Origin of the sequence: Paenibacillus sp. R14(2021) (assembly GCF_019431355.1) — a bacterium.
Classification (GTDB): Bacteria; Bacillota; Bacilli; order Paenibacillales; family Paenibacillaceae; genus Paenibacillus_Z.
In genome coordinates, this window is the sequence record NZ_CP080269.1 from 5,187,867 (window position 1) to 5,207,101 (window position 19,235).

The 19,235-nt window shown below is 55.6% G+C and carries 19 protein-coding genes; 15 read left to right on the forward strand and 4 right to left on the reverse strand.

Annotation, left to right across the window (positions count from 1 at the left end; translation table 11 throughout):
* Positions 1 to 149: 149 nt before the first annotated feature.
* Positions 150 to 1,313 (reverse strand): ROK family transcriptional regulator, encoded by a 1,164-nt coding sequence (locus tag KXU80_RS24065; protein WP_219835650.1) that lies wholly within the window; start codon positions 1,311 to 1,313, stop codon positions 150 to 152.
* A 352-nt stretch (positions 1,314 to 1,665) separates the two neighbouring features.
* On the opposite strand from KXU80_RS24065, the gene xylA reads away from it, so the two are divergent.
* From xylA to KXU80_RS24080, 3 genes are all read left to right on the forward strand, one after another.
* Entirely contained in the window at positions 1,666 to 2,979 is a 1,314-nt protein-coding gene (gene xylA / locus KXU80_RS24070; protein WP_219835651.1) for a xylose isomerase, read from the forward strand.
* A 14-nt stretch (positions 2,980 to 2,993) separates the two neighbouring features.
* Complete coding sequence (gene xylB / locus KXU80_RS24075; protein WP_219835652.1) at positions 2,994 to 4,493, forward strand: xylulokinase; 1,500 nt, start codon at positions 2,994 to 2,996, stop codon at positions 4,491 to 4,493.
* Positions 4,494 to 4,754: 261 nt separating this feature from the next.
* Positions 4,755 to 6,488, forward strand: a complete 1,734-nt coding sequence (locus KXU80_RS24080; protein WP_219835653.1) for a methyl-accepting chemotaxis protein — start codon at positions 4,755 to 4,757, stop codon at positions 6,486 to 6,488.
* A 39-nt stretch (positions 6,489 to 6,527) separates the two neighbouring features.
* Here KXU80_RS24080 and KXU80_RS24085 read toward each other — a convergent pair whose 3' ends face one another.
* Positions 6,528 to 7,475 carry a helix-turn-helix domain-containing protein gene (locus KXU80_RS24085; protein ID WP_219835654.1) on the reverse strand — a complete coding sequence of 316 codons (948 nt, stop codon included), beginning with the start codon at positions 7,473 to 7,475 and terminating at the stop codon, positions 6,528 to 6,530.
* 70 nt (positions 7,476 to 7,545) lie between these two features.
* On the opposite strand from KXU80_RS24085, the gene KXU80_RS24090 reads away from it, so the two are divergent.
* Both KXU80_RS24090 and KXU80_RS24095 read left to right on the forward strand, forming a co-directional pair.
* Positions 7,546 to 8,496 carry a DUF1835 domain-containing protein gene (locus KXU80_RS24090; protein ID WP_219835655.1) on the forward strand — a complete coding sequence of 317 codons (951 nt, stop codon included), beginning with the start codon at positions 7,546 to 7,548 and terminating at the stop codon, positions 8,494 to 8,496.
* 88 nt (positions 8,497 to 8,584) lie between these two features.
* Positions 8,585 to 9,007, forward strand: coding sequence for a hypothetical protein (locus KXU80_RS24095; protein ID WP_219835656.1), 423 nt, complete (start codon positions 8,585 to 8,587; stop codon positions 9,005 to 9,007).
* A 57-nt stretch (positions 9,008 to 9,064) separates the two neighbouring features.
* Here KXU80_RS24095 and KXU80_RS24100 read toward each other — a convergent pair whose 3' ends face one another.
* Complete coding sequence (locus tag KXU80_RS24100; protein WP_219835657.1) at positions 9,065 to 10,321, reverse strand: BaiN/RdsA family NAD(P)/FAD-dependent oxidoreductase; 1,257 nt, start codon at positions 10,319 to 10,321, stop codon at positions 9,065 to 9,067.
* A 384-nt stretch (positions 10,322 to 10,705) separates the two neighbouring features.
* On the opposite strand from KXU80_RS24100, the gene KXU80_RS24105 reads away from it, so the two are divergent.
* The 7 genes from KXU80_RS24105 (at position 10,706) to KXU80_RS24135 (ending at position 15,128) form a co-directional block, all read left to right on the forward strand.
* Positions 10,706 to 12,292 (forward strand): two-component system sensor histidine kinase NtrB, encoded by a 1,587-nt coding sequence (locus KXU80_RS24105; protein WP_258171134.1) that lies wholly within the window; start codon positions 10,706 to 10,708, stop codon positions 12,290 to 12,292.
* 78 nt (positions 12,293 to 12,370) lie between these two features.
* Complete coding sequence (locus KXU80_RS24110) at positions 12,371 to 12,505, forward strand: spore protein (protein ID WP_219835658.1); 135 nt, start codon at positions 12,371 to 12,373, stop codon at positions 12,503 to 12,505.
* Positions 12,506 to 12,520: 15 nt separating this feature from the next.
* The gene (locus tag KXU80_RS24115) at positions 12,521 to 12,910 is read left to right on the forward strand and encodes a DUF3905 domain-containing protein (RefSeq protein WP_258171135.1); all 390 of its coding nucleotides are present in this window, start codon (positions 12,521 to 12,523) and stop codon (positions 12,908 to 12,910) included.
* A 104-nt stretch (positions 12,911 to 13,014) separates the two neighbouring features.
* The gene (locus KXU80_RS24120) at positions 13,015 to 13,449 is read left to right on the forward strand and encodes a BrxA/BrxB family bacilliredoxin (protein WP_219835659.1); all 435 of its coding nucleotides are present in this window, start codon (positions 13,015 to 13,017) and stop codon (positions 13,447 to 13,449) included.
* Positions 13,450 to 13,460: 11 nt separating this feature from the next.
* Positions 13,461 to 14,270: an NAD(+) synthase gene (gene nadE / locus KXU80_RS24125; protein ID WP_219835660.1), complete on the forward strand. Its 810-nt coding sequence runs from the start codon at positions 13,461 to 13,463 to the stop codon at positions 14,268 to 14,270.
* Between the two features lie 148 nt (positions 14,271 to 14,418).
* Entirely contained in the window at positions 14,419 to 14,811 is a 393-nt protein-coding gene (acpS, locus tag KXU80_RS24130) for a holo-ACP synthase (protein WP_219835661.1), read from the forward strand.
* Between the two features lie 86 nt (positions 14,812 to 14,897).
* On the forward strand, positions 14,898 to 15,128 hold the full coding sequence (locus KXU80_RS24135; RefSeq protein ID WP_219835662.1) for a hypothetical protein: 231 nt from the start codon (positions 14,898 to 14,900) through the stop codon (positions 15,126 to 15,128).
* Between the two features lie 90 nt (positions 15,129 to 15,218).
* Here KXU80_RS24135 and KXU80_RS24140 read toward each other — a convergent pair whose 3' ends face one another.
* Entirely contained in the window at positions 15,219 to 15,566 is a 348-nt protein-coding gene (locus KXU80_RS24140) for a c-type cytochrome (protein ID WP_258171136.1), read from the reverse strand.
* Positions 15,567 to 15,746: 180 nt separating this feature from the next.
* Between KXU80_RS24140 and KXU80_RS24145 the strand changes: the two genes are divergently transcribed.
* From KXU80_RS24145 to KXU80_RS24155, 3 genes are all read left to right on the forward strand, one after another.
* A complete protein-coding gene (locus KXU80_RS24145; protein ID WP_219835663.1) occupies positions 15,747 to 16,619 on the forward strand; it encodes a helix-turn-helix domain-containing protein in 873 nt (290 codons plus the stop codon).
* Positions 16,616 to 17,944 (forward strand): A/G-specific adenine glycosylase, encoded by a 1,329-nt coding sequence (mutY, locus tag KXU80_RS24150; RefSeq protein WP_219835664.1) that lies wholly within the window; start codon positions 16,616 to 16,618, stop codon positions 17,942 to 17,944. Before KXU80_RS24145 ends, mutY begins: the two co-directional genes overlap by 4 nt.
* A gap of 97 nt (positions 17,945 to 18,041) precedes the next feature.
* Positions 18,042 to 18,674 (forward strand): bifunctional 4-hydroxy-2-oxoglutarate aldolase/2-dehydro-3-deoxy-phosphogluconate aldolase, encoded by a 633-nt coding sequence (locus KXU80_RS24155; RefSeq protein WP_219835665.1) that lies wholly within the window; start codon positions 18,042 to 18,044, stop codon positions 18,672 to 18,674.
* Positions 18,675 to 19,235: the final 561 nt, after the last annotated feature.

The following is a 19,235-nucleotide window of genomic DNA, read 5'->3' on the forward strand; positions in this document are numbered from 1 at the left end:
GAGCCCGAGATCGGGACGATGAATAAGAAAGCTCCTGCAGCAGATGCTGCAGGAGCTTTCTTTGTCCTATAGGGTTTGCCGGAGACCAGCGCTAGCCAGCAGCATCGGTCCGTGTGTCGCATTCATATGCGGTAATGCTTAGCACCATCCTAGACGCCGCTTCCTTTCATTTTGGCCAGAAATGCGGAGATCGCATAGTAGGCGGCCCCGCGTACGGCGGAGCGGTCCCCCTGCTCCGCGAACAGAATGCGCAGCTTGCCGCGGTGATGCGACAAGGCGCGGCCTGCAACGGTGCGCTGAATCGCATCGCTGATCCAGGCTTCCGCCCGCCGCATCCGGTTTCCGATGATCACGACATCAGGATTAAACACGTTGACGATGTTCGCGATGCCGACGCCGATCCATTCCCCGATGTGATCGAGCAGCGCAATCACCTCCGCGTTACCGTGCGATGCGGCATCCAGCAAGTCTTCCAGGTCGTGATAGCCAAGCGGCACGGCTTGCTCCAGCAGCGCATTCTCGGAAGCGTACAGCTCCCAGCAGCCTTGATTGCCGCAGCGGCAGGGCTTACCGTCCGCTTCGATGGAGAGATGTCCAAGCTCGCCGGAGAACCCGCCGGCGCCGCGGTACAGCTCTTTATTCAAGATCATGCCGGTTCCGATCCCGATCCCGACACTGACATAAATCTGATTGGCGACACGGCGGCCTGCTCCGTACTTCTGCTCGCCCTGCGCGCCTGCGTTCGCCTCGTTATCGATCGTAACAGGCACGCCGAACCGAGCTTCGACCACCGCCCGCAGCGGCACTTCCGGCCAAGAGAGGTTCGGCGCGAACAGAATCGTGCCGGATTCGTTAACAAGGCCGGGCACGCCGATCCCGATGCCGACCAGGCCGTAAGGGCAGTCCGGGATATCAAGCCGCAGCGCATCGATGCAGGCAATCAGCTGCGCGATTACGCTATCCGAATCCTGCGTAGTCAGCGTCAGCGTACATTCGCTGATGACGGCGCCTTCCAGATCAGTCAGAATGCCGAGAATGTAGTTGACGCCAAGATCGATGCCAATTGCATAACCGGCGCTCGCATGAAACTGCAGCAGGTTCGGCTTGCGGCCGCCGCTGGATTTGCCTAGCCCTAGATCCAGCACGAGATGGCTGTCGATCAGATCCTGCACGAGACTCGATACCGTTGCCTTGTTCAGTCCCGTCCGCTCCGAGATTTGGGCACGCGAGAGAGGGGCATACCGGAGCACCGCATCCAGCACGATCGCGGTATTCATTTTTTTGACGAGCGCCAAATCTCCGGTTTTCTTCATAATCCGCTGACTTCCTCCGTTTGCCTTGCATGATATGGGAACGATTTTACCACGGGAAACGAAATGTTGCATCTATAGTTTATGGGCCGAGAGAGGAGAAGCGTCCTCGGCGCGAATGAACAGCTGACGATATCCGCATAATTCGGCTGGATTTAACAGAGGCTGATTCTGTTGAAACAACGTAATCCCCGGCAGGAGTTGAGAGGTAGGCTGTCCTGCTGCCGATATGCGGGCAAGACGTACAAGCTATTCAAAAAAACTTACTTTGTTTACTAGACAAACAAAGTTTAACGATGCTAAAATAACCATAAGAACGTTTTCATAATCATTAATCCGGGAGGGATTTCATTTCATGGCTTATTTCAAAAACATTGGTAAAATTGCATACGAAGGCAAAAACTCCGACAATCCGCTTGCGTTCAAACACTACAATCCGCAAGAAGTTGTACTTGGCAAAACGATGGAAGAACATTTGCGTTTCGCAGTCGCTTATTGGCATACATTCACAGGCACCGGCTCCGATCCGTTCGGTGCAGGCACGGCCGTTCGCGGCTGGGACAGCGCGGACGCGATGGATCAAGCGAAAGCCCGCGTCGAAGCAAACTTCGAATTCCTGAGCAAAATCGGCATTCCGTACTACTGCTTTCATGACCGCGACATCGCGCCTGAAGGCACTACGCTTGCCGAAACGAACAAGAACCTTGACGTTATCGTAGACCTGCTGGAAGCGAACATGAAGACCTCCGGCGCGAAGCTGCTCTGGAACACGGCGAACATGTTCACGAACCCGCGCTTCGTTCACGGCGCAGGCACAACTTCCAATGCCGACGTATTCGCTTATGCCGGCGCGCAGCTGAAGAAGAGCCTTGAAGTGGGCAAACGCCTCGGCGCGGAGAACTACGTCTTCTGGGGCGGCCGCGAAGGCTACGAAACGCTGCTTAACACGGATATGGCGCTTGAGCTCGATAACCTGGCACGCCTGTTCCACATGGCGATCGCGTACGCCAAAGAAATCGGCTTCGGTGCTCAATTCCTGATCGAGCCTAAACCGAAAGAGCCGTCCAAACACCAATACGACTTTGATGCGGCTACGACAATCGCGTTCCTGCAGAAATATGATCTCAAAGAGCACTTCAAGCTGAACCTGGAAGCGAACCATGCAACGCTCGCTGGCCACACGTTCGAGCACGAAATCCGCGTAGCGGCAATCAACGGCATGCTGGGCTCGCTCGATGCGAACCAAGGCGACCTGCTGCTCGGCTGGGATACGGATGAATTCCCGACCGACCTGTACTCCACGACGCTTACGATGTACGAAGTGCTCAAAGCCGGCGGCATCGGCAAGGGCGGCGTCAACTTCGACGCGAAAGTACGCCGCGGTTCCTTCGAGGACGAGGACTTGTTCCTCGCGCATATCGCAGGTATGGACACGTATGCTTGGGGCCTCAAAGCAGCTGCGAAGCTGATCGAAGAGAAGGTGCTCGACAACATTGTCGACAACCGCTACCGCAGCTTCAAGGACGGCATCGGCGCAGAGATCGTAGCCGGCCGCGCCACGCTGGCATCGCTTGAGCAGTATGCGCTGCAAAACAATGTGATCAAGAACGAATCCGGCCGCCAAGAGCGCATTAAATTGGTGCTGAACGAAATCATCTATAGCGTATAGGAGGCCGTCGTACCATGTCATACGTCATTGGGATCGACCTCGGCACAAGCGCGGTAAAGGTGCTGCTTCTGGACAGAAGCGGCGCCGTCGCGGCTGAGGCATCGCGCGACTATCCGCTGTTTCACGAGCATTCCGGCTGGAGCGAGCAGCGCCCAGACGATTGGGTGAAGGGCACGATCGAGGCGCTTCGCGAGCTGGCGGAGCGCTCCGGCGTTTCCCCGGATGCCATCGAAGGACTCAGCTTCTCGGGCCAAATGCACGGTCTCGTGCTGCTGGACGCGGAGGGCAATCCTGTCCGCAACGCGATTCTGTGGAACGATACACGCACGACCGCGGAATGCCGCGAGATCGAAGCGCTTCTCGGCCAAGAGAAGCTGCTCACGATTACGCGTAATCCCGCGCTGGAAGGCTTCACGCTGCCTAAGATTCTGTGGGTGCGCAAGCACGAGCCCGAAGTATTCGCAAGAGCCGTATCGTTCCTGCTGCCGAAGGATTATGTCCGTTACCGGCTGACAGGCGCGCTGCATATGGACTTCTCCGATGCAGCCGGCACGCTGCTGCTGGACGTGGCGAACAAGCGCTGGAGCGACGCGGTGCTGGCGGCGGTCGGCCTGCCGGCATCGTTCGCGCCTCCGCTCGTGGAGTCGCATGCGCTGACGGGCACGCTGCTTCCGGAGCAAGCGAACGCAGCAGGGCTGAACGCCTCGACGAAAGTGTTCGCGGGCGGCGCAGACAATGCATGCGGAGCGATCGGCTCAGGCATACTGCAAGAAGGACTGACGATGTGCAGCATCGGCACTTCCGGCGTTATCCTTTCCTATGAGGAAGGCAGCGCCAACGATTTCCGCGGCAAGGTTCATTTCTTCAACCATGGTCAAGAGAACGCATTCTACGCCATGGGCGTAACGCTTGCGGCGGGCTACAGCTTAAGCTGGTTCAAGCAAACCTTCGCCAAGGGCGAGTCGTTCGACGAGCTTCTGCAAGGCGTCGGCGATGTGAAGCCGGGCTCCAAAGGGCTGCTCTTCACGCCTTATCTCGTCGGCGAGCGCACGCCGCATGCGGATTCCGTTATTCGTGCCAGCTTCATCGGCATAGACGGCTCGCATGAACGGGTGCATTTTGCCCGTGCGGTGATGGAAGGCATTACCTTCTCGCTCAACGAGTCGGTGGCGATGTTCCGTCAAGCCGGCAAGACGGTCGATACGATCATCTCGATCGGCGGCGGCGCATCCAATCCGGTATGGCTGCAAATGCAGGCGGACATTTTCAACGCTGACGTCGTGTCGCTTGCCAACGAGCAGGGTCCTGGTCTTGGCGCTGCCATGCTGGCGGCATACGGCTGCGGATGGTTCGAGAGCCTTACGGCGTGCGCGGAGCTGTTCGTGAAGCGCGGGTCGGTCTATAAGCCGAATCCGGCTGCAGTAGATGCCTACAGCGGTTTGTTCCGTATTTATCAAGAGGTGTACGCAGCAACGCGCGCATTGAATGAAGGGCTTCAAGGGTATCGCAATTAAGCTATTTCATGTACGCACTGGCTATTTAACCGCTTCCTCTGTTATGGGGGAGCGGTTTTTGTTATATGAAGTAGTAATGTACAGGTAAATGCAGATAATTGGAGATAATTGGGGCTACCGTTCGAATTTTGGAGGATTAACAAGCAATTTCGGGGCTATGACAGCTTTTTCACTTATTCGCATTCAACGTATAATAAATTTTGTAAAGATAGCTTACGTGAAAGCTTACATTTAAATCATGGGCAACAGGAGCGGATTCGTATGGAGAAGAATAAGGTGAAGCTAAGGTGGACGGTAGGGGCGAAGCTGATGACAGCATTTTTGAGTGTGCTGCTGCTGCTTACCGTTACGGGCGGGCTCAGTTATACGATGATGTCCAAGATGAAAGAGAACAACGAAGCGTTGGCGGACAAATGGATCGTCGGCGTTGAAACGGTCAACGGCATTGCGTACATGGCCGAAAATGTCATGACGATTCAATACAAGCTGTTTTTCGACAAAAACGAGAACTTGAAAAAGCAGCGCATGGCGGATGCGGATATCTCCATAAAGAAGGTCGATGACAGCCTTGCGCTCTATCGCACGATTATGAACACCAATAACGACAACGAGAAAGCGTTGGTCGATCAGCTCGAGAAAGCCTGGAAAATCTATGAGGACAACTATAGGAAAATGGTCGCCGCCGCTTCCGGAAAATCGATTACATATGAGCAAATGACAGGTTTCATGAAGGATTCTGAGAGCTCGTTCGCGGCGGTTCAGAGCAATTTGGACTATCTGGTCCGCAATAATCACAGCGGCGCCGAAGAAGCGAAGAATGCGAGCTCATCTTTGAACGCCCAGGCAACGCTCGCCATCTTGATTGCCCTCTTCGCGGGCTTAGTTCTCGTTGGTCTGCTGACCTGGTACGTACGGCAGGCCATTGCGAAGCCGATTCGGCTGGCTGCGCATGTTGTCGACGAAGTAGCGGGCGGCTGCCTGCAGGTAACGGTTCCGCGCATCCGTAACCGGGATGAGATCGGAGGACTCTTCCTCTCGCTGCAAGCGATGGTGACGCAGCTGCGCAGTGCGATGCTCGGCGTACAGGAAGCATCCGCCGGGATCGCGCTCTCGTCGCAGCAGTTGCTGGCGGTGTCCGAGCAGAATGCCGGTTCGGCCCAGCAGGCCGCATCGGCTATGCAGCTGATGGCGGAAGGCTCGGAGGCTGCGCTGCAGCGGTTCGACGAAGTGAATAAGACAACGCAGGATTTTGGCGCAGGCATAAATCGCATCGCGGAATCGAGCGCCATCGTAGCCTCCTTGTCAGGCAATGCCAGCGGACAGGCTGTGCTTGGCCGGGATGCGGTAAGCCAGGCAGTCGCAAGCATGGATTCGGTGAATGAGAGCGTGCGAGTAACGGCGGGACAAGTTGCCAGGCTGGAGCAGCATGCGCAGAACATCGGCGGCATCTCGAAGCTGATCGGCCAAATTTCGCGTCAGACCAATTTGCTGGCGCTTAATGCGGGAATCGAGGCGGCTCGGGCAGGCGAGCATGGTCGGGGCTTTGCCGTTGTCGCGGGCGAGGTGCGCAAGCTGGCGCAGCAAACGTCGCAGGCCGTACTCGATATCGACGACGTTATTGCGCAGGTGACGGACGATACGTTCGAGACGGCCCGGCAGATGCGGACAAGCGCGGCCGAGGCAGAGACGGGGATGGTCGCCGTTCGCGAAGCCGGCTCGTCCTTTGCCCAAATCGCGGACGCCTCCGAGCGGGTATCGGGGCAGGTGCAGGAGGTGGCGGCCGCCTCCGAGGAGATGGCCGCAGGCTCGGATCAGCTCGTAGCGGCTATGCTGCGCCTGCGCGAGCTTGCCAAGCAAAGCGCGGAGACCGCCATGACGGTTGCCGCGACGACGGAAGCTCAGACAGCTTCCGCGGAGCAGATTGCCTCGTCTTCCCGGTCGCTGAGCTCCATTGCATCGCAAATGAACGAACTGGCCGCCAGGTTCAAGCTGTAAGAAAAAAGCGCGTTCCTCGTGTACGGGAACGCGCTTTCTCTATGATTGAAATGCATCCCAAATATCGGAGGGAGCAACGCCGAGCTCGTCGGCGATCAGCTTGGCGGTGAGCCGCTGCGGTTTTTTGATCTTGCCGTTGCGGATGTTGGAAATCGTAGTGAGCGAGATTTGCGTATTCTCTGCTAATTTGGTGACTGAGATTTGCTTTTCCATCATGAGCAGGCGCAGCTTGTAAGAAGCGTCGCGTTGGATAAGCTCATTTACGGGTGCAGCTAAGCTTACTTCTTCATCTTGGACCGGTACCATGGAATAAACAACGATTGCGTAGCATTTAAAGCTGCCGTTGGCATGATAGAAGGGTTTGACGACGATGCTTGTGAGGTACTGCTTCTCGTCAAGCTGCTGCGTAAAATACAGCTCCGACGTATTACCGCTGGCTTGAATATCCAAGAGCTGAGATCGTACGCGCTCCCGGTCCTGCTCGGCCAGAAACTGTCCGCTCTCCGCGCGCGTGAGTTCCAGCATGTCGTACATGATGGGGCCGCGGTAGCTCCGCAGCGAGGCGATCGTGAAGCTGTTCGTTAGCAGAAGGGATACGATCGGGGTCGACTCGCTGACTCTGTCATCGATCCAATGATGCTCCGATCTGTCACGGATTGTAATCATGATGAGAGGCTCGCCGGATTCCTGCAGCTTCTTGGCATAGAGTTCGCCGAAGAGCTGCGTGTCGCCCGTCAGCGAGAAATAGGATTCGGCGTAAACTTCAGGGGTGCCAGGAGAAATATCGCTGCACATCCGCCTGATAATCGGCCATAATGGATAGATACCAATGAGCGGCAGCTCGGATAGATCCTTGCCTATTAATTGCTCGCAGGAAGAATCTATTAAGCTGTAGAAGGCTGAGCTGCATGCGTATACTGTCCAATTGTCAGGATTCTTACGTATAATCATTACCGCATCTGAAGAATAAGCGAAGATATCTACCATCTTCTTCTACACCCCTGCTCTTGTTGTCCGTCCATTATATCACATTCGTCTAAATTGGAGGGAGATTGTTATGCTTCATGTTACAAATGGTGACAGCGCCGCGTCCTTGCTTGTCCGCGCCGGCATGCCAGGGAATGTGCTTCCTTGGCGGGAAAGCTGGATTGACGGTCCGCTGCAGCTTCGTTGGTGGGAGGCGGGCAGTCTGGCAGCGCGTTCCCGCTGGTTTGAACATGCCTTCGGCGTACCGCAGGACTTGTTTCGCCGGCAGGCTGAAGAGCAGCTCGTGCAGCTGACGGAGGTGGTGAGGCGCGGCGAAGAGATCGTGCTGTGGTTCGAATATGATTTGTATGATCAAGCGATACTGGCTGCACTGCTGCATTGGTTGGCAGAAGAACCCAGCAGGGGGGCTACGGTTCCCCATCTGCAGCTTTCTTGGGTCATTGTGGGGAAGGAAGCGGTGCCCGGCGTAACGGATTTTCGCGGCATTGGCGGGCTGACGCCGGAGCAGACAGCCGAATTGTGGCAGCTGCGTCGGGAAGTGAGCGCTGAAGAGCTGGCTGCTGGAGCGCGGGCTTGGGAAGCGTACGTATCGACGGAGACTGACGAATGTGCCTGTGCGCTTCAAGCATGGCTGACGGCGGAAGGCGCGGCACTGCCTGTCATGGCGGAGGCCATGGACTTTCATCTGCTGCGTTCGGGTGCTCACTCAGAAGGCGGGCTCGGCATCGTGGAAGCGACGACGCTTGCTAAACTCTCCGATATCGGTCCGGTTACGCCAGAGATTTTGTTCGGCGCGGTCTCATCCGAGCTTGCGATGCTCGGGATGGGCGATCTCTCGTATTGGCAGGTGCTGAAGGGGATGGCGCTGAACGACGGCATGCCGCTGCTCACAGTGCAGGGCGATGCGCCGCTGCCGGACTTTGCGGCTGTTCATCCCATCGATTGGCAGCAGTGGACGATCTCAATTACGGCGCACGGCAGATCTGTATGGACTGCGAGGCAAGCTGAGTCAGCGCCGTAGAAGGATGAAGCGGGAGAGAATGACGCGAAGCCGATCGGGGCAGGCTATATGGGAATGGAACATTTTAGCCGAAAAGGAAGTGCCTGCTATGCAGCAAAATGACACTGCGTTATTGTTTCAGTTCAGCGATTCCCGTACCGCCGCCATGGCCGGAAGCACCTTTCAGGAGCTTGGCTACGATCCCGTCGTCCAGCAGGGGAGCGACATCCACATCCACATGCACGGGGACGATCTTCCCTCGGCGCTGGAGATCGCGCAGTCGCACGGCGGACAGCTGGCGGTGCAATCCTCCATTCCGGATATCGAGCTGACGAACGAAGCCTACCATATGGAGAATCATATTGCGATTCCGGCGCATGTCGTCAACGAGGACTGGGTCTCGCAGGAAGAAGCGGGGGACCAAGCAGCCGGAGACGGCCTCAGCAATCGGGATGATGATGCTCCGGACGAGGATGAGTTTTTCCCCGATGACGGCTCTTACGGGTATTTCTCGGGAGACGTGCACAGCTGATCGGGCTCGTACGCTAAGAAGGCTGACCAGGCGGATATCCGCTCGGTCAGCCTTCTATTATAATAGGGCGGCGCTCGTGCCTGCCGTGTAGCCGGTGGAGAAGGCGGCTGTGATGTTATAGCCCCCCGTGTAGCCGTGAATATCAAGCACCTCGCCGCAGAAGTAGAGTCCCTTCGTCAGCTTGGATGCCATTGTTTTGGGATTGATCTCTTTGAGATTGACCCCGCCTCCGGTGACGAATGCGTCCTCAAGGCTGAGCGTGCCGTAAGCACGGATCGGAAAGGCCTTGACCAGCTTGGCAAGGTCCAGCCAGGCCTGCTTCGGAATATGATCGAAGGTCAGCTGCTCGTCCAGCCCTGCGCCCTTCAGCAAGAGCGGGATCATCCGTTCCGGCAGGCAGCTCTTCAGCACGTTTTTGACCGATTTCTTGGCTTCGGCTTGCGCCAGAAGGAGCGACTCCTTGTAGAATTCATCGCTGCTGAGGTCCGGCAGCAGGTCGATGGTCAGGAGTGCGTTCCGCGCATCGCCCTTCTTCAGCTCCTTGACGACAAACTGACTGCAGCGAAGCGCGATGGGACCGGATACGCCGAAGTGGGTGAAAATCATATCCCCCCGATGCTCGATCACGCGTTTACCCTTTGCATTCCAGACAGAGAGGCTGACATCGCGGAGCGACAGCCCTTGAAGCTCCTTGCTCTGAATGAACGGCTCGTTCGACGTGATCGGCACTTCCGTCGGGAACAGCTCCGTAATGGAGTGGCCTGCTTGTTCCGCCCATGGGTATCCGTCCCCGGTCGAGCCGGTATGGGGCACGGACTTGCCGCCGGTCGCAACGATGACGCTGCGGCAGGGGAAGGTTTCCCCCGACTTGAGCACAACGCCGCTTACTTGCCCGCCGGCATACACGACCCGGCTGACGGGCGTATTGACCCGAATGTCGACGCCCTGTCTTCGTACTTGATGAACGAGCGCGTCGACAACCGTCTTCGCTTTATCGGTTACCGGAAACATCCGTCCGTTATCTTCTTCCTTGAGCGCAATGCCAAGGCTCTCGAAGAAGGCGATAATATCTTTATTGCCGAAGCCGGACAAGGCGCTGTACAGAAACCGCCCGTTGCCCGGAATATTTTTGATCAGCTCATCCATGTCCTTATTGTTCGTCACATTGCAGCGTCCGCCCCCGGAAATGCCGAGCTTGCGTCCGAGCTTATCGCCCTTGTCGAGCAGCAGCGTCTTCGCGCCGTTCTTGCTGGCCGCAATGCCGGCCATCAGCCCGGCAGAACCGCCGCCTATTATAATGACATCGTAGTTCACGCGCAGTTTCTCCTCGAATCCGTATCCGTTTATGCGGCTGTGCAGCCGCCGATACCCTATCATACTATCCAGAAAGAAGCACGTCTACACGAAGGAACGGCTCGATTATTGACGGATATTTAGACATAATTGCCTGGAGAAGCATGTTCGGCATTAAATGACATCAAAAACTACCATTTACAGACATTGTAAAATAGATAAACCTATGATTTAATCGGAATAAAGGGAAAACATGCGAACCAATAACTGGGTTTCTTCTGAAGGGTGGGGCTCGTTTTTGTGTGGAAGCTTATTCTTTTGCAGACCATTGTAGCCTTAATGCCATTATTTGCTTTTCAAATTTGGTATGACTATTCCAAACCTCTCAAAAGAGTTCCTTTCATCGTGTTTCTGTTTTGCGGAACCTGCTTGTTCCTTGGCTTTGCAATCTCCATAGACATACACGGCTTCAAGCTGGATTATCATTACATACCCTTGATATTCGGTTCCTTGTACGGCGGAGGCTGGGTTCTGCTGGCTTTGACGGCTGTTTATTTGATCGTCGGCTGGCTGATGATGGACGGCAGCTGGAGTAATGTGGAGACGATTGGCACACTCCTCTTGATCATCCCGATCATTTATAAGTACAACAACGGTTTCATTCAACTCACGCAGCAGCGAAAACACGCCGTACTGTTCGGTTTGACAGGCCTCGTGTTCGCGATTCGCTCATGCGCCTTCCTTGATTTCTACTCCAAAACACAAGCAGCGGTAACGGTTTCCGACGTGTATTTGTTCGCAGGGCACAGCATCCTGTATCTTCCGATCGTCTGGATGATTACAAAACTGACGGACAATTTCATCCGGCGGGAAACGCTCTCCTTGCAAGTGAATACGATTTCAAACAGCTATCGCATCGAGGTCCAGAAGCTGCAGCAGTTCATAGACGAGACGCCGCTCGGCGTTATTATCGTCAATCAGCTTGGGACCATTACCCACATCAATGAAATGGCGATCCACTTATTGAAGGACAAGGTCGGCGGCAAACACCGCAATGAGCTCCTCGGGCAGCCGTTCACGATCATGTACGACCACATCGAGAAGGATGTTCTCGGTCGTCTGCTTTACCAGGCGCTGAACGGACATAAGCTGACGACCGAATACGTACAGGAGCAGGGAAAGATATATGTCAATTCCGGCATCTGCGTCCGCGATATGCAAAACAACGAAATTATCGGCGCGGCGCTGATCGCCCACGATATTACCGAGCTGAACCGGCTGCGCGACGAAGTCGGGCGGATGGAGAGGCTCAGCCTCGTCGGCCAGATGGCCGCGAGCATTACGCACGAAATCCGAAATCCGATGGCGGTTATCCGCGGCTTCGTGCAGTTGATGCGCGAACGCAGTCCGGATCACCAGAAAGAATATTATCGGATCGTGATGGACGAGCTCGACCGGGCGAACAGCATCATTAACGACTTTCTCTCCTTGGCGCAAAATCGGATCATCGAGAAGCAGAACTGCTCGCTGCATGATATTATCAACGATATTCTGCCCTTGCTCTGGGCGGATGCGAATATGCGCGGACAATCGCTCGAGCTGAATCTAGCCGAGCATCTCCCGAAGCTCATGCTGAACGAGAAGGAGATGAAGCAGCTCATCTTGAACCTGGCGCGAAACGGCATGGAAGCGATGGATCAGCACGGCGTGCTTTCCCTCGTGACCTCTTCGGTCGACCAGTATGTGGAGCTGCGGGTATCGGATACGGGCAGCGGCATTCCGCAAGAAAAGCTGGAGCATCTGTTCGAGCCGTTCTATACGACCAAGACCCGGGGCACCGGTCTTGGGCTGCCGCTCTGCCTTAGCATTATGGAGCGTCACGGAGGCAATATCCAGGTAGACAGCAAGGAAGGCGTCGGCACGACCTTCATCGTCAGGTTCGACCGCAGACGCAACTATCAAGAAGTCGCAGTGGCGCTAAGCCCGTCCTAGGCGGCGAATAACTCCGCTCGCTACGCGGATAAGCCTCATTTCAAGCGCGCATACTAGCTTTGGAAGGGGGTGCCAGCAGTGGAGAACAATTCGCAGCCGAGCAAAGCTTCCGGGCAGCAAGCCGCCGCGAGCAAGCAGAAGCGGTCAAGCAAAGCGCCGGAATCGGAAGGATTCGATAAGAAATTAGACGGCCCCAACCGCCCTTCTACATAAGGGAGGGTTATGGGAATGAACGAGGATGTCGATAAGGCAGGACAGGGACCGAGGATGGGCGGAGACAACCCGGAGCTGGACCCGTATGAAATCAATTTCCTTCCTCAGTTTCGGAGCGGGCGCGGAACAAGGGCGCCGTTCGTCAATAGCAGCGGCGTTGTGATCGGCGACCATCAATACGAGTCACCGGAATCGCCGCTCAGCCAGTGGTCGACGGAGACGGATCCGGCGGTCATGTCCGGGAGCGAGTGGGTGCATCCATTTAAGGACGTGGGATTCCTGACAAGCGAGAACAGGGATTATTTTGAGAAGGGCATATCGCCGCAGTCCGCTGTTTTCATGCATCCAGACGAGGATGCCGCCTATAAAGCTTCGAAGCGCACGGATGCCGAAGGGAAACCTTAACGAGATATGGAGCAATCGGGCTTAGGCCTGGTTGCTTTTTCTTTGCTTTCAATTTCACACGGCGGTATAATAGGGGAAATCGAAATCATAAAGGAGAGATATACATGTCGATGTCTTTTGAACGATACATGCTAGATATGGTACAGCCGATGCGTGATGATCTTACGCGTCTTGGAATCGAGGAGCTTCGCACGCCTGAGGCTGTTGTGGAGAAGCTTCCAGATGCGAAAGGAACGGCGCTGGTCGTCGTTAACTCCGTATGCGGATGCGCGGCAGGCCAATGCCGTCCTGGCGTAGCTGAGGCGCTGCAAAATGAAATTAAGCCGGATCACTTGTTTACCGTATTCGCCGGCCAAGATAAAGAAGCAACGGCTAAAGCGCGCGAATTTTTCGCTCCGTATCCGCCTTCTTCGCCGTCCATCGCGCTGATGAAAGACGGAGAGCTCGTGCATTTTATCGAACGCCATCAAATCGAGAACCGTTCGGCCGCTGAAATTGCAGCAGATTTGACTTCGGCATTCGAGCGTTTCTGCCGTTAAGAGGTGATTGAATGAGCCTGCAGCAACAGATCATTAAAGAATTGGGCGTACAGCCTGAGATCGATCCCGCGCAAGAAATTCGCAAGCGGGTTGATTTTCTGAAGGCGTACGTGAAGAAATCCGGTACGACGGGACTCTTGATCGCGATCAGCGGCGGCATTGACAGCGCGGTAGCGACTGGATTGTGCAAGCAAGCGACCGACGAGCTTTCCGAAGAAACAGGCAAAGCGTACATGACGCTCGGCGTATTCCAGCCGTACGGAGAGCAGGTTGATATCTCCGACAGCTATGCGGTTGCGGAAGCTTTCAAGCTGGAGCACCGCGTCGAAACCAACATTCAAGAGGCGGTTGACGAAATCGCGCTTGAAGTGGAGCACAGCCTGAAATCGATCGGCATTTCCCGTCATATAAGCCGCGGCGGCAAAGGCAACGTGAAGGCGCGCACCCGCATGGTGACACAGTATGCGCTTGCTTTCGAGCTTAATCTGCTCGTCGTCGGCACGGATCACGCTTCAGAAGCGATCACGGGCTTCTATACCAAGTGGGGCGACGGCGCAGTGGATATTACGCCGCTCAGCACGCTGAACAAGCGTCAGGTCCGCCAAATTGCGGCAGCACTCGGGGTTCCAGGGGCCGTCGTAACGAAAGCGCCGACTGCAGGCTTATGGGAAGGTCAGACCGACGAGGATGAGCTTGGCATCACGTATGATGAAAACAGCGACTACCTCGAAGGCAAGGATATTAATGAAACCGCCCGCGAGAAGCTGGAGAACCAATATCTTAAGACCGCGCATAAGCGGAATGCGATTCCGGGAATTTAAATGATTGCGCTGCTCAGCGTCCTTCGGCTCATGCCGAGGGGCGCTGATTTGCGTTCGAGGGGCCGACATGTTGCCGGCTGCGTTTTTTTTGGTATGATGAGAACAGAGCATTTTATGGAAGCATGCGAGATAAGGCGGTCGAAGCATAGTGATAATTGGAATCGGACATGATCTATCCTCGCTGGATCGGATGGATAAGACGCTGCATGGCAGCCTCGGCGATCGCTTTCGGGCGCGGATCCTAACCGAACGCGAGCAGCAATTGGCGTCGGCTTACAACGGTAAACGGCTTGTCGAATTCATCGCTGGTAGGTTTGCCGTTAAGGAGGCTGTCTCCAAAGCGTTCGGCTGCGGCATTGGGAGTCTGCTTGGCTTCCGTGACGTGGAAATCGATCGTGAGCCCGGCGGAAAGCCCATCTGCCGGCTGTCTACCGAAGCTTGGCATCGATTGAAGCTGCCATCAGAAGAGATCAAAATCCACGTCTCGATCACGCATGATCACGCAATAGCATCCGCATACGTTATCGTAGAGCACACTTGAATTGAAAACCGCATGCATAATGTCGTCACCTTTTCCCCATAATTGGAATACACAATAGGAAAACATAGGGACGGGGGGCGGCATGGATGGCGTTCAAGAGCGGTATGCTATCGAAACGTATATTCAGAAGCGGGCAGCTTGTGCTCGTTGAAGGGATGTACGGCGATTTGTGGGGGGACTGGCTGCCCTTGATGCAGGGCGATACATTCCCGCAGCATCCGGAGATGGGGGATACGAAGTGGACTTACAGCGGCCCACTCGGCACGAGACTGCCTCTTCCGAGATGGAGCGGCAGCGAGCGGGGGCGGGGATGGTAGGCAATGGAGATTACGGTAACAACGATGAAGAACAAAAGACCCTGCTTGCGGAGCCGAGAGCGTTACTTGCGCGGCCGCAGCAGGGTCCTTTTATTTTTTGGCGCTGAGCCAGCCGGCCAGCTTCTCGACTTCCGCATCCGATAATCTGCTTCCGAATGGGGGCATTACGCCTCCGCCTTGCTTGATTTGCTTCGTAATTTCGGCCTTGGTCATACGTTTGCCGACATGGGTCAGGTTCGTAGCGGCTCCCATCCGGCCCTGAAGATCGGTGCCGTGGCAGGAGACGCAGTTGGATCTAAACGTCTGCGGCGTATCGGCGGAGCCTGTCACGGCTTGAGATGACGAGCCGCAGCCTCCCAGCAAGAGCAGCGCAGCAGGCGCTAGGGCGAGCATTATTCTAGTTATTCGGGCAGGCGTGGCCCGAGAAACGGACGACATCGTGATACATCCTCCTTGCCTGTGGATTTATTACTCAGTATAGGCCGATGCTGGATTTAATTGCAACCAAGGTATGGTGGTTCCTTTCATTTTGGTGCGTTATAATAGAGGGTATTGTTGTTTTGAATTGAAAGATTTGCTTAATGAGCGATTAACCTTTTTTGATGATTGGGAGCCGCAATGAAACTTACCTACAAGACGATCATTCAAAATTATTTTCACCGATTTCAAGCTGAAGTATCCATGGCTGCTTATTCGCGCATGAATCCGGGCTGGCAGCCGCAGCAAATGCCTGAGTTTTATCGGCTGTGGTTCATTCAAGAAGGATCTGGCGGTCTTCGATTGAACGAGCGCAGCGTGGAGCTGAAGCCGGGTCAGCTTCTGCTCCTTCCCCCGGGTGCGGTGCAATCTTTCGGATCTAATTTCGCGGATGCGGTCGGCCTGCACTGGTGCCATTTTCGGGCATCGATCGGCGACATGGAACTGTTTGACCTGCTAAACCTGCCGATTTGCGTCATGCCGGAGGAGCAGGAGCACCTGACCTGGCTGTTCCAGCGGCTCATCGAAGCCTATCGTTCGACGTTGATTACGAGGGAACTGCGCATCCGTGCCGTGCTGTTCGCTATCCTCGCCTCTTATTTGGATTATGTGGAGATTAGTGAGGACTCGATTCGCCGAATCGAACCGATTGAGAAGATCGACCGCGTGCTGGAGTACATCGAGCAGCATTTGTCCGAAGCGATCAGCGTTGAGGATATGGCTCGGCTGGCGTTTCTGCATCCGAACTACTTTATCGGGTATTTCAAGAACATTGTCGGCTTTGCGCCGACGCAGTATGTGAATATTCGCAGGCTCGAACGCGCGAAGAAGCTGCTGGAGCAGGAGGAATACAGCATCTCGGAGATCGCGAGGCAGGTTGGCATGCAGAATTACTATCTGTCCCGCCAGTTCAAGCATTACACGGGGCTGACGCCGAGCCGCTACAAGCAAATTTATTATCAATCGGTGCAGGGCACATCATTCAGCGCCAGTGAAAGGTCGGAGGATGAATGACAACGGAAGCGGTCCGCTATTTCAGCACGGAGCTGCTGCTCTGGTATAAGGCCAACAAAAGGGATCTGCCATGGCGGATGAACCGCGACCCTTACCGGGTGTGGGTATCGGAAATTATGCTTCAGCAGACGAGAGTCGATACGGTTATCCCGTATTACGAGCGTTTCATGGCCCAATTCCCGACCGCCGCTGCTCTGGCGGAAGCGCCGGAGCCGGAGGTGCTCAAATGCTGGGAGGGGCTCGGCTACTACTCGCGCGCACGCAATTTGCAGGCGGGCGCCCGCGAAGTGTTGAGCCTGCATGGCGGCACTGTCCCGGATGACAAGGCGGCAGTTGCCGCGCTTCGCGGCGTGGGACCTTATACGACGGGCGCGATAATGAGCATTGCGTTCAATCGGCCGGAGCCAGCGGTGGACGGAAATGTGATGCGCGTGCTCTCCCGGTATTTCTGCCTGGAAGAGGACATTGCGAAGCCTGCTACGCGGGTGAATATCGAGAAACTGGCAGCGTCTCTGATTCCCGAAGGTGAAGCGGGGGACTTCAACCAAGCGCTCATGGAGCTTGGCGCGCTGGTCTGCACGCCGAAATCGCCGGGCTGCTTGACCTGCCCGGTGATGATGCACTGCGAGGGACGGATGGCCGGCAAAGCGCAGGTGCTTCCGATCAAGACGAAGGCGAAGCCGCCTCGTCCGGAGACGCGTATCGCTGCGCTTATTACGGGCAGCGGTTCGCATGCCGGCAAGCTGCTAGTTCGGCAGCGCCCGGAGAGCGGGCTGCTCGCGCAAATGTGGGAGCTGCCGCATGTGCTGTCGCCAACCCCGGCGGCGCCGAAGAGGCGCGGACGCGCCAAAGCGGCTGCCGGCGCGGATCAGGAGATCGCGGCGGGGCTGCTCGGATTAGACGCCGGGCCGATTGAGGGCGGCGAGACGAGTGCGGGGGTGACAGCGCGCGCTGCGGCCTTCGATTCGGCCGCTAGTCCGATGGATCGCCATGGGGCGATGGCTGATTATTTGTCACGTACGCTGTTTGCGGAGGACGGACTGCTGGTTAGGCCTTCTGCATGGTGGGGCGAAACGGAGCATGTGTTCAGCCATATCGTATGGGATATGCAGGTGTTTCAAGCGGAATTCGGGTTCTGGCAGAATTCCGGCGTATCCGATTCACACGTAGAGACAATAGCTGCGGCGGAATCCAAGAGTGGTTACGGTGACGACGGCGAGGCGTCTGCCCGCTACAGATGGATCGGGCCGGAAGAAATGCGTACGCTTGCGTTTCCGAACGTGTTTGTCCGCATTCTGCAGGATTATTGGCGCGATATGGATTGATTTGACGGAGTTCCCGTTCTACAATACTATCAGCAGGGCCGCGTTAGGCAGGAAGCACGCTAACGGCCGGTTCGTATGGAATGAGGAGGCTGTCTGCGTGAGTGACATGCTGGACAAGTTGAAGCAGGAGAAAATCGTTGCTATTTTTCGCGGGATTGAGGATCAATACGCGGATCGGGCGGCGGAAGCGTTGATCGACGGCGGCATTAAGCTAATGGAGATCACGATGAATACGGAAGGCGCTGTAGGCATGATCCACCGCTGGCGGAATCGATTCGGCGCGCAAGCGGGCATTGGCGCAGGGACGGTGCTTGACCTCGACATGGCGCAGGAAGCCGTGGCTGCCGGGGCCCAGTTTCTGATTTCGCCGAACCTCGACGAAGCAGTCGTCGATTACGGGGTGAAGAATGGCGTGCCGGTCTGGCCGGGCGTCATGACGCCGACGGAAATCGTCCGGGCTTGGAAAGCCGGCGCGGAAGCGGTGAAGATTTTCCCCATGGCTACGCTCGGCGTGAAATACTTGTCTGAGATTCGGGCGCCGCTCGATAAGATCCCGATGCTTGCAACAGGCGGTGTCGATCTGGATAATATCCGCGACTACTTCAAGGCCGGCGCTTGCGCTGTTGGCATGGGCAGTAAGCTAGTTCATATGGAGTGGGTGCGAAACGGCAGATTCGATCTGCTGACCGAGCGCGCTCGTCAGTTTACGGATGCGGCAAAATCTCTGTAAGCGGCGGATCGAAGAAGACTACTAGATTGGTTGATGGAAGCGCGGCTGAGGCTGCGCTTTTTTTGTTGGGCGGCTGTTGAAGCGTGGGTCTAGGCAAGGTATTCAAAACCTTACAAATTCATTCTGCTGTTAATGCTGCCGAATAAAGCCCCATAAAAACAAAGAGGCCTGCGGCATATCCGCAGGCGCAAGAGAGAAAATATATAATAAAGGGGGGTCATGTGTCTATTATAGATTCGAAAGATGAAAGGAACATGAAGGAAATATTACAATTACATTACAAAGTTAAATATAACCAAGTTGCAGGGGTGTTTATAAAACCATTTTAGGTGATTTGATCGTGAACAGAAGCGTTGCTGGCTGGAACCGGTGGGTGAATGGGGTAGTCAGGCTTTTAACCGAATATGACGGGCCAGGGCAAATTGAAGCGTTGTATATTTTTCTTGACCAATCGGAAAATTGATCATTGAATTCTATTCACCCCAAAAAGTTGCAAATGTCCGCGCGGGCTTTAGCCGAAATAGGCGCGCATCTCCGACGTGAAGGCGGATAAAGCCGGCG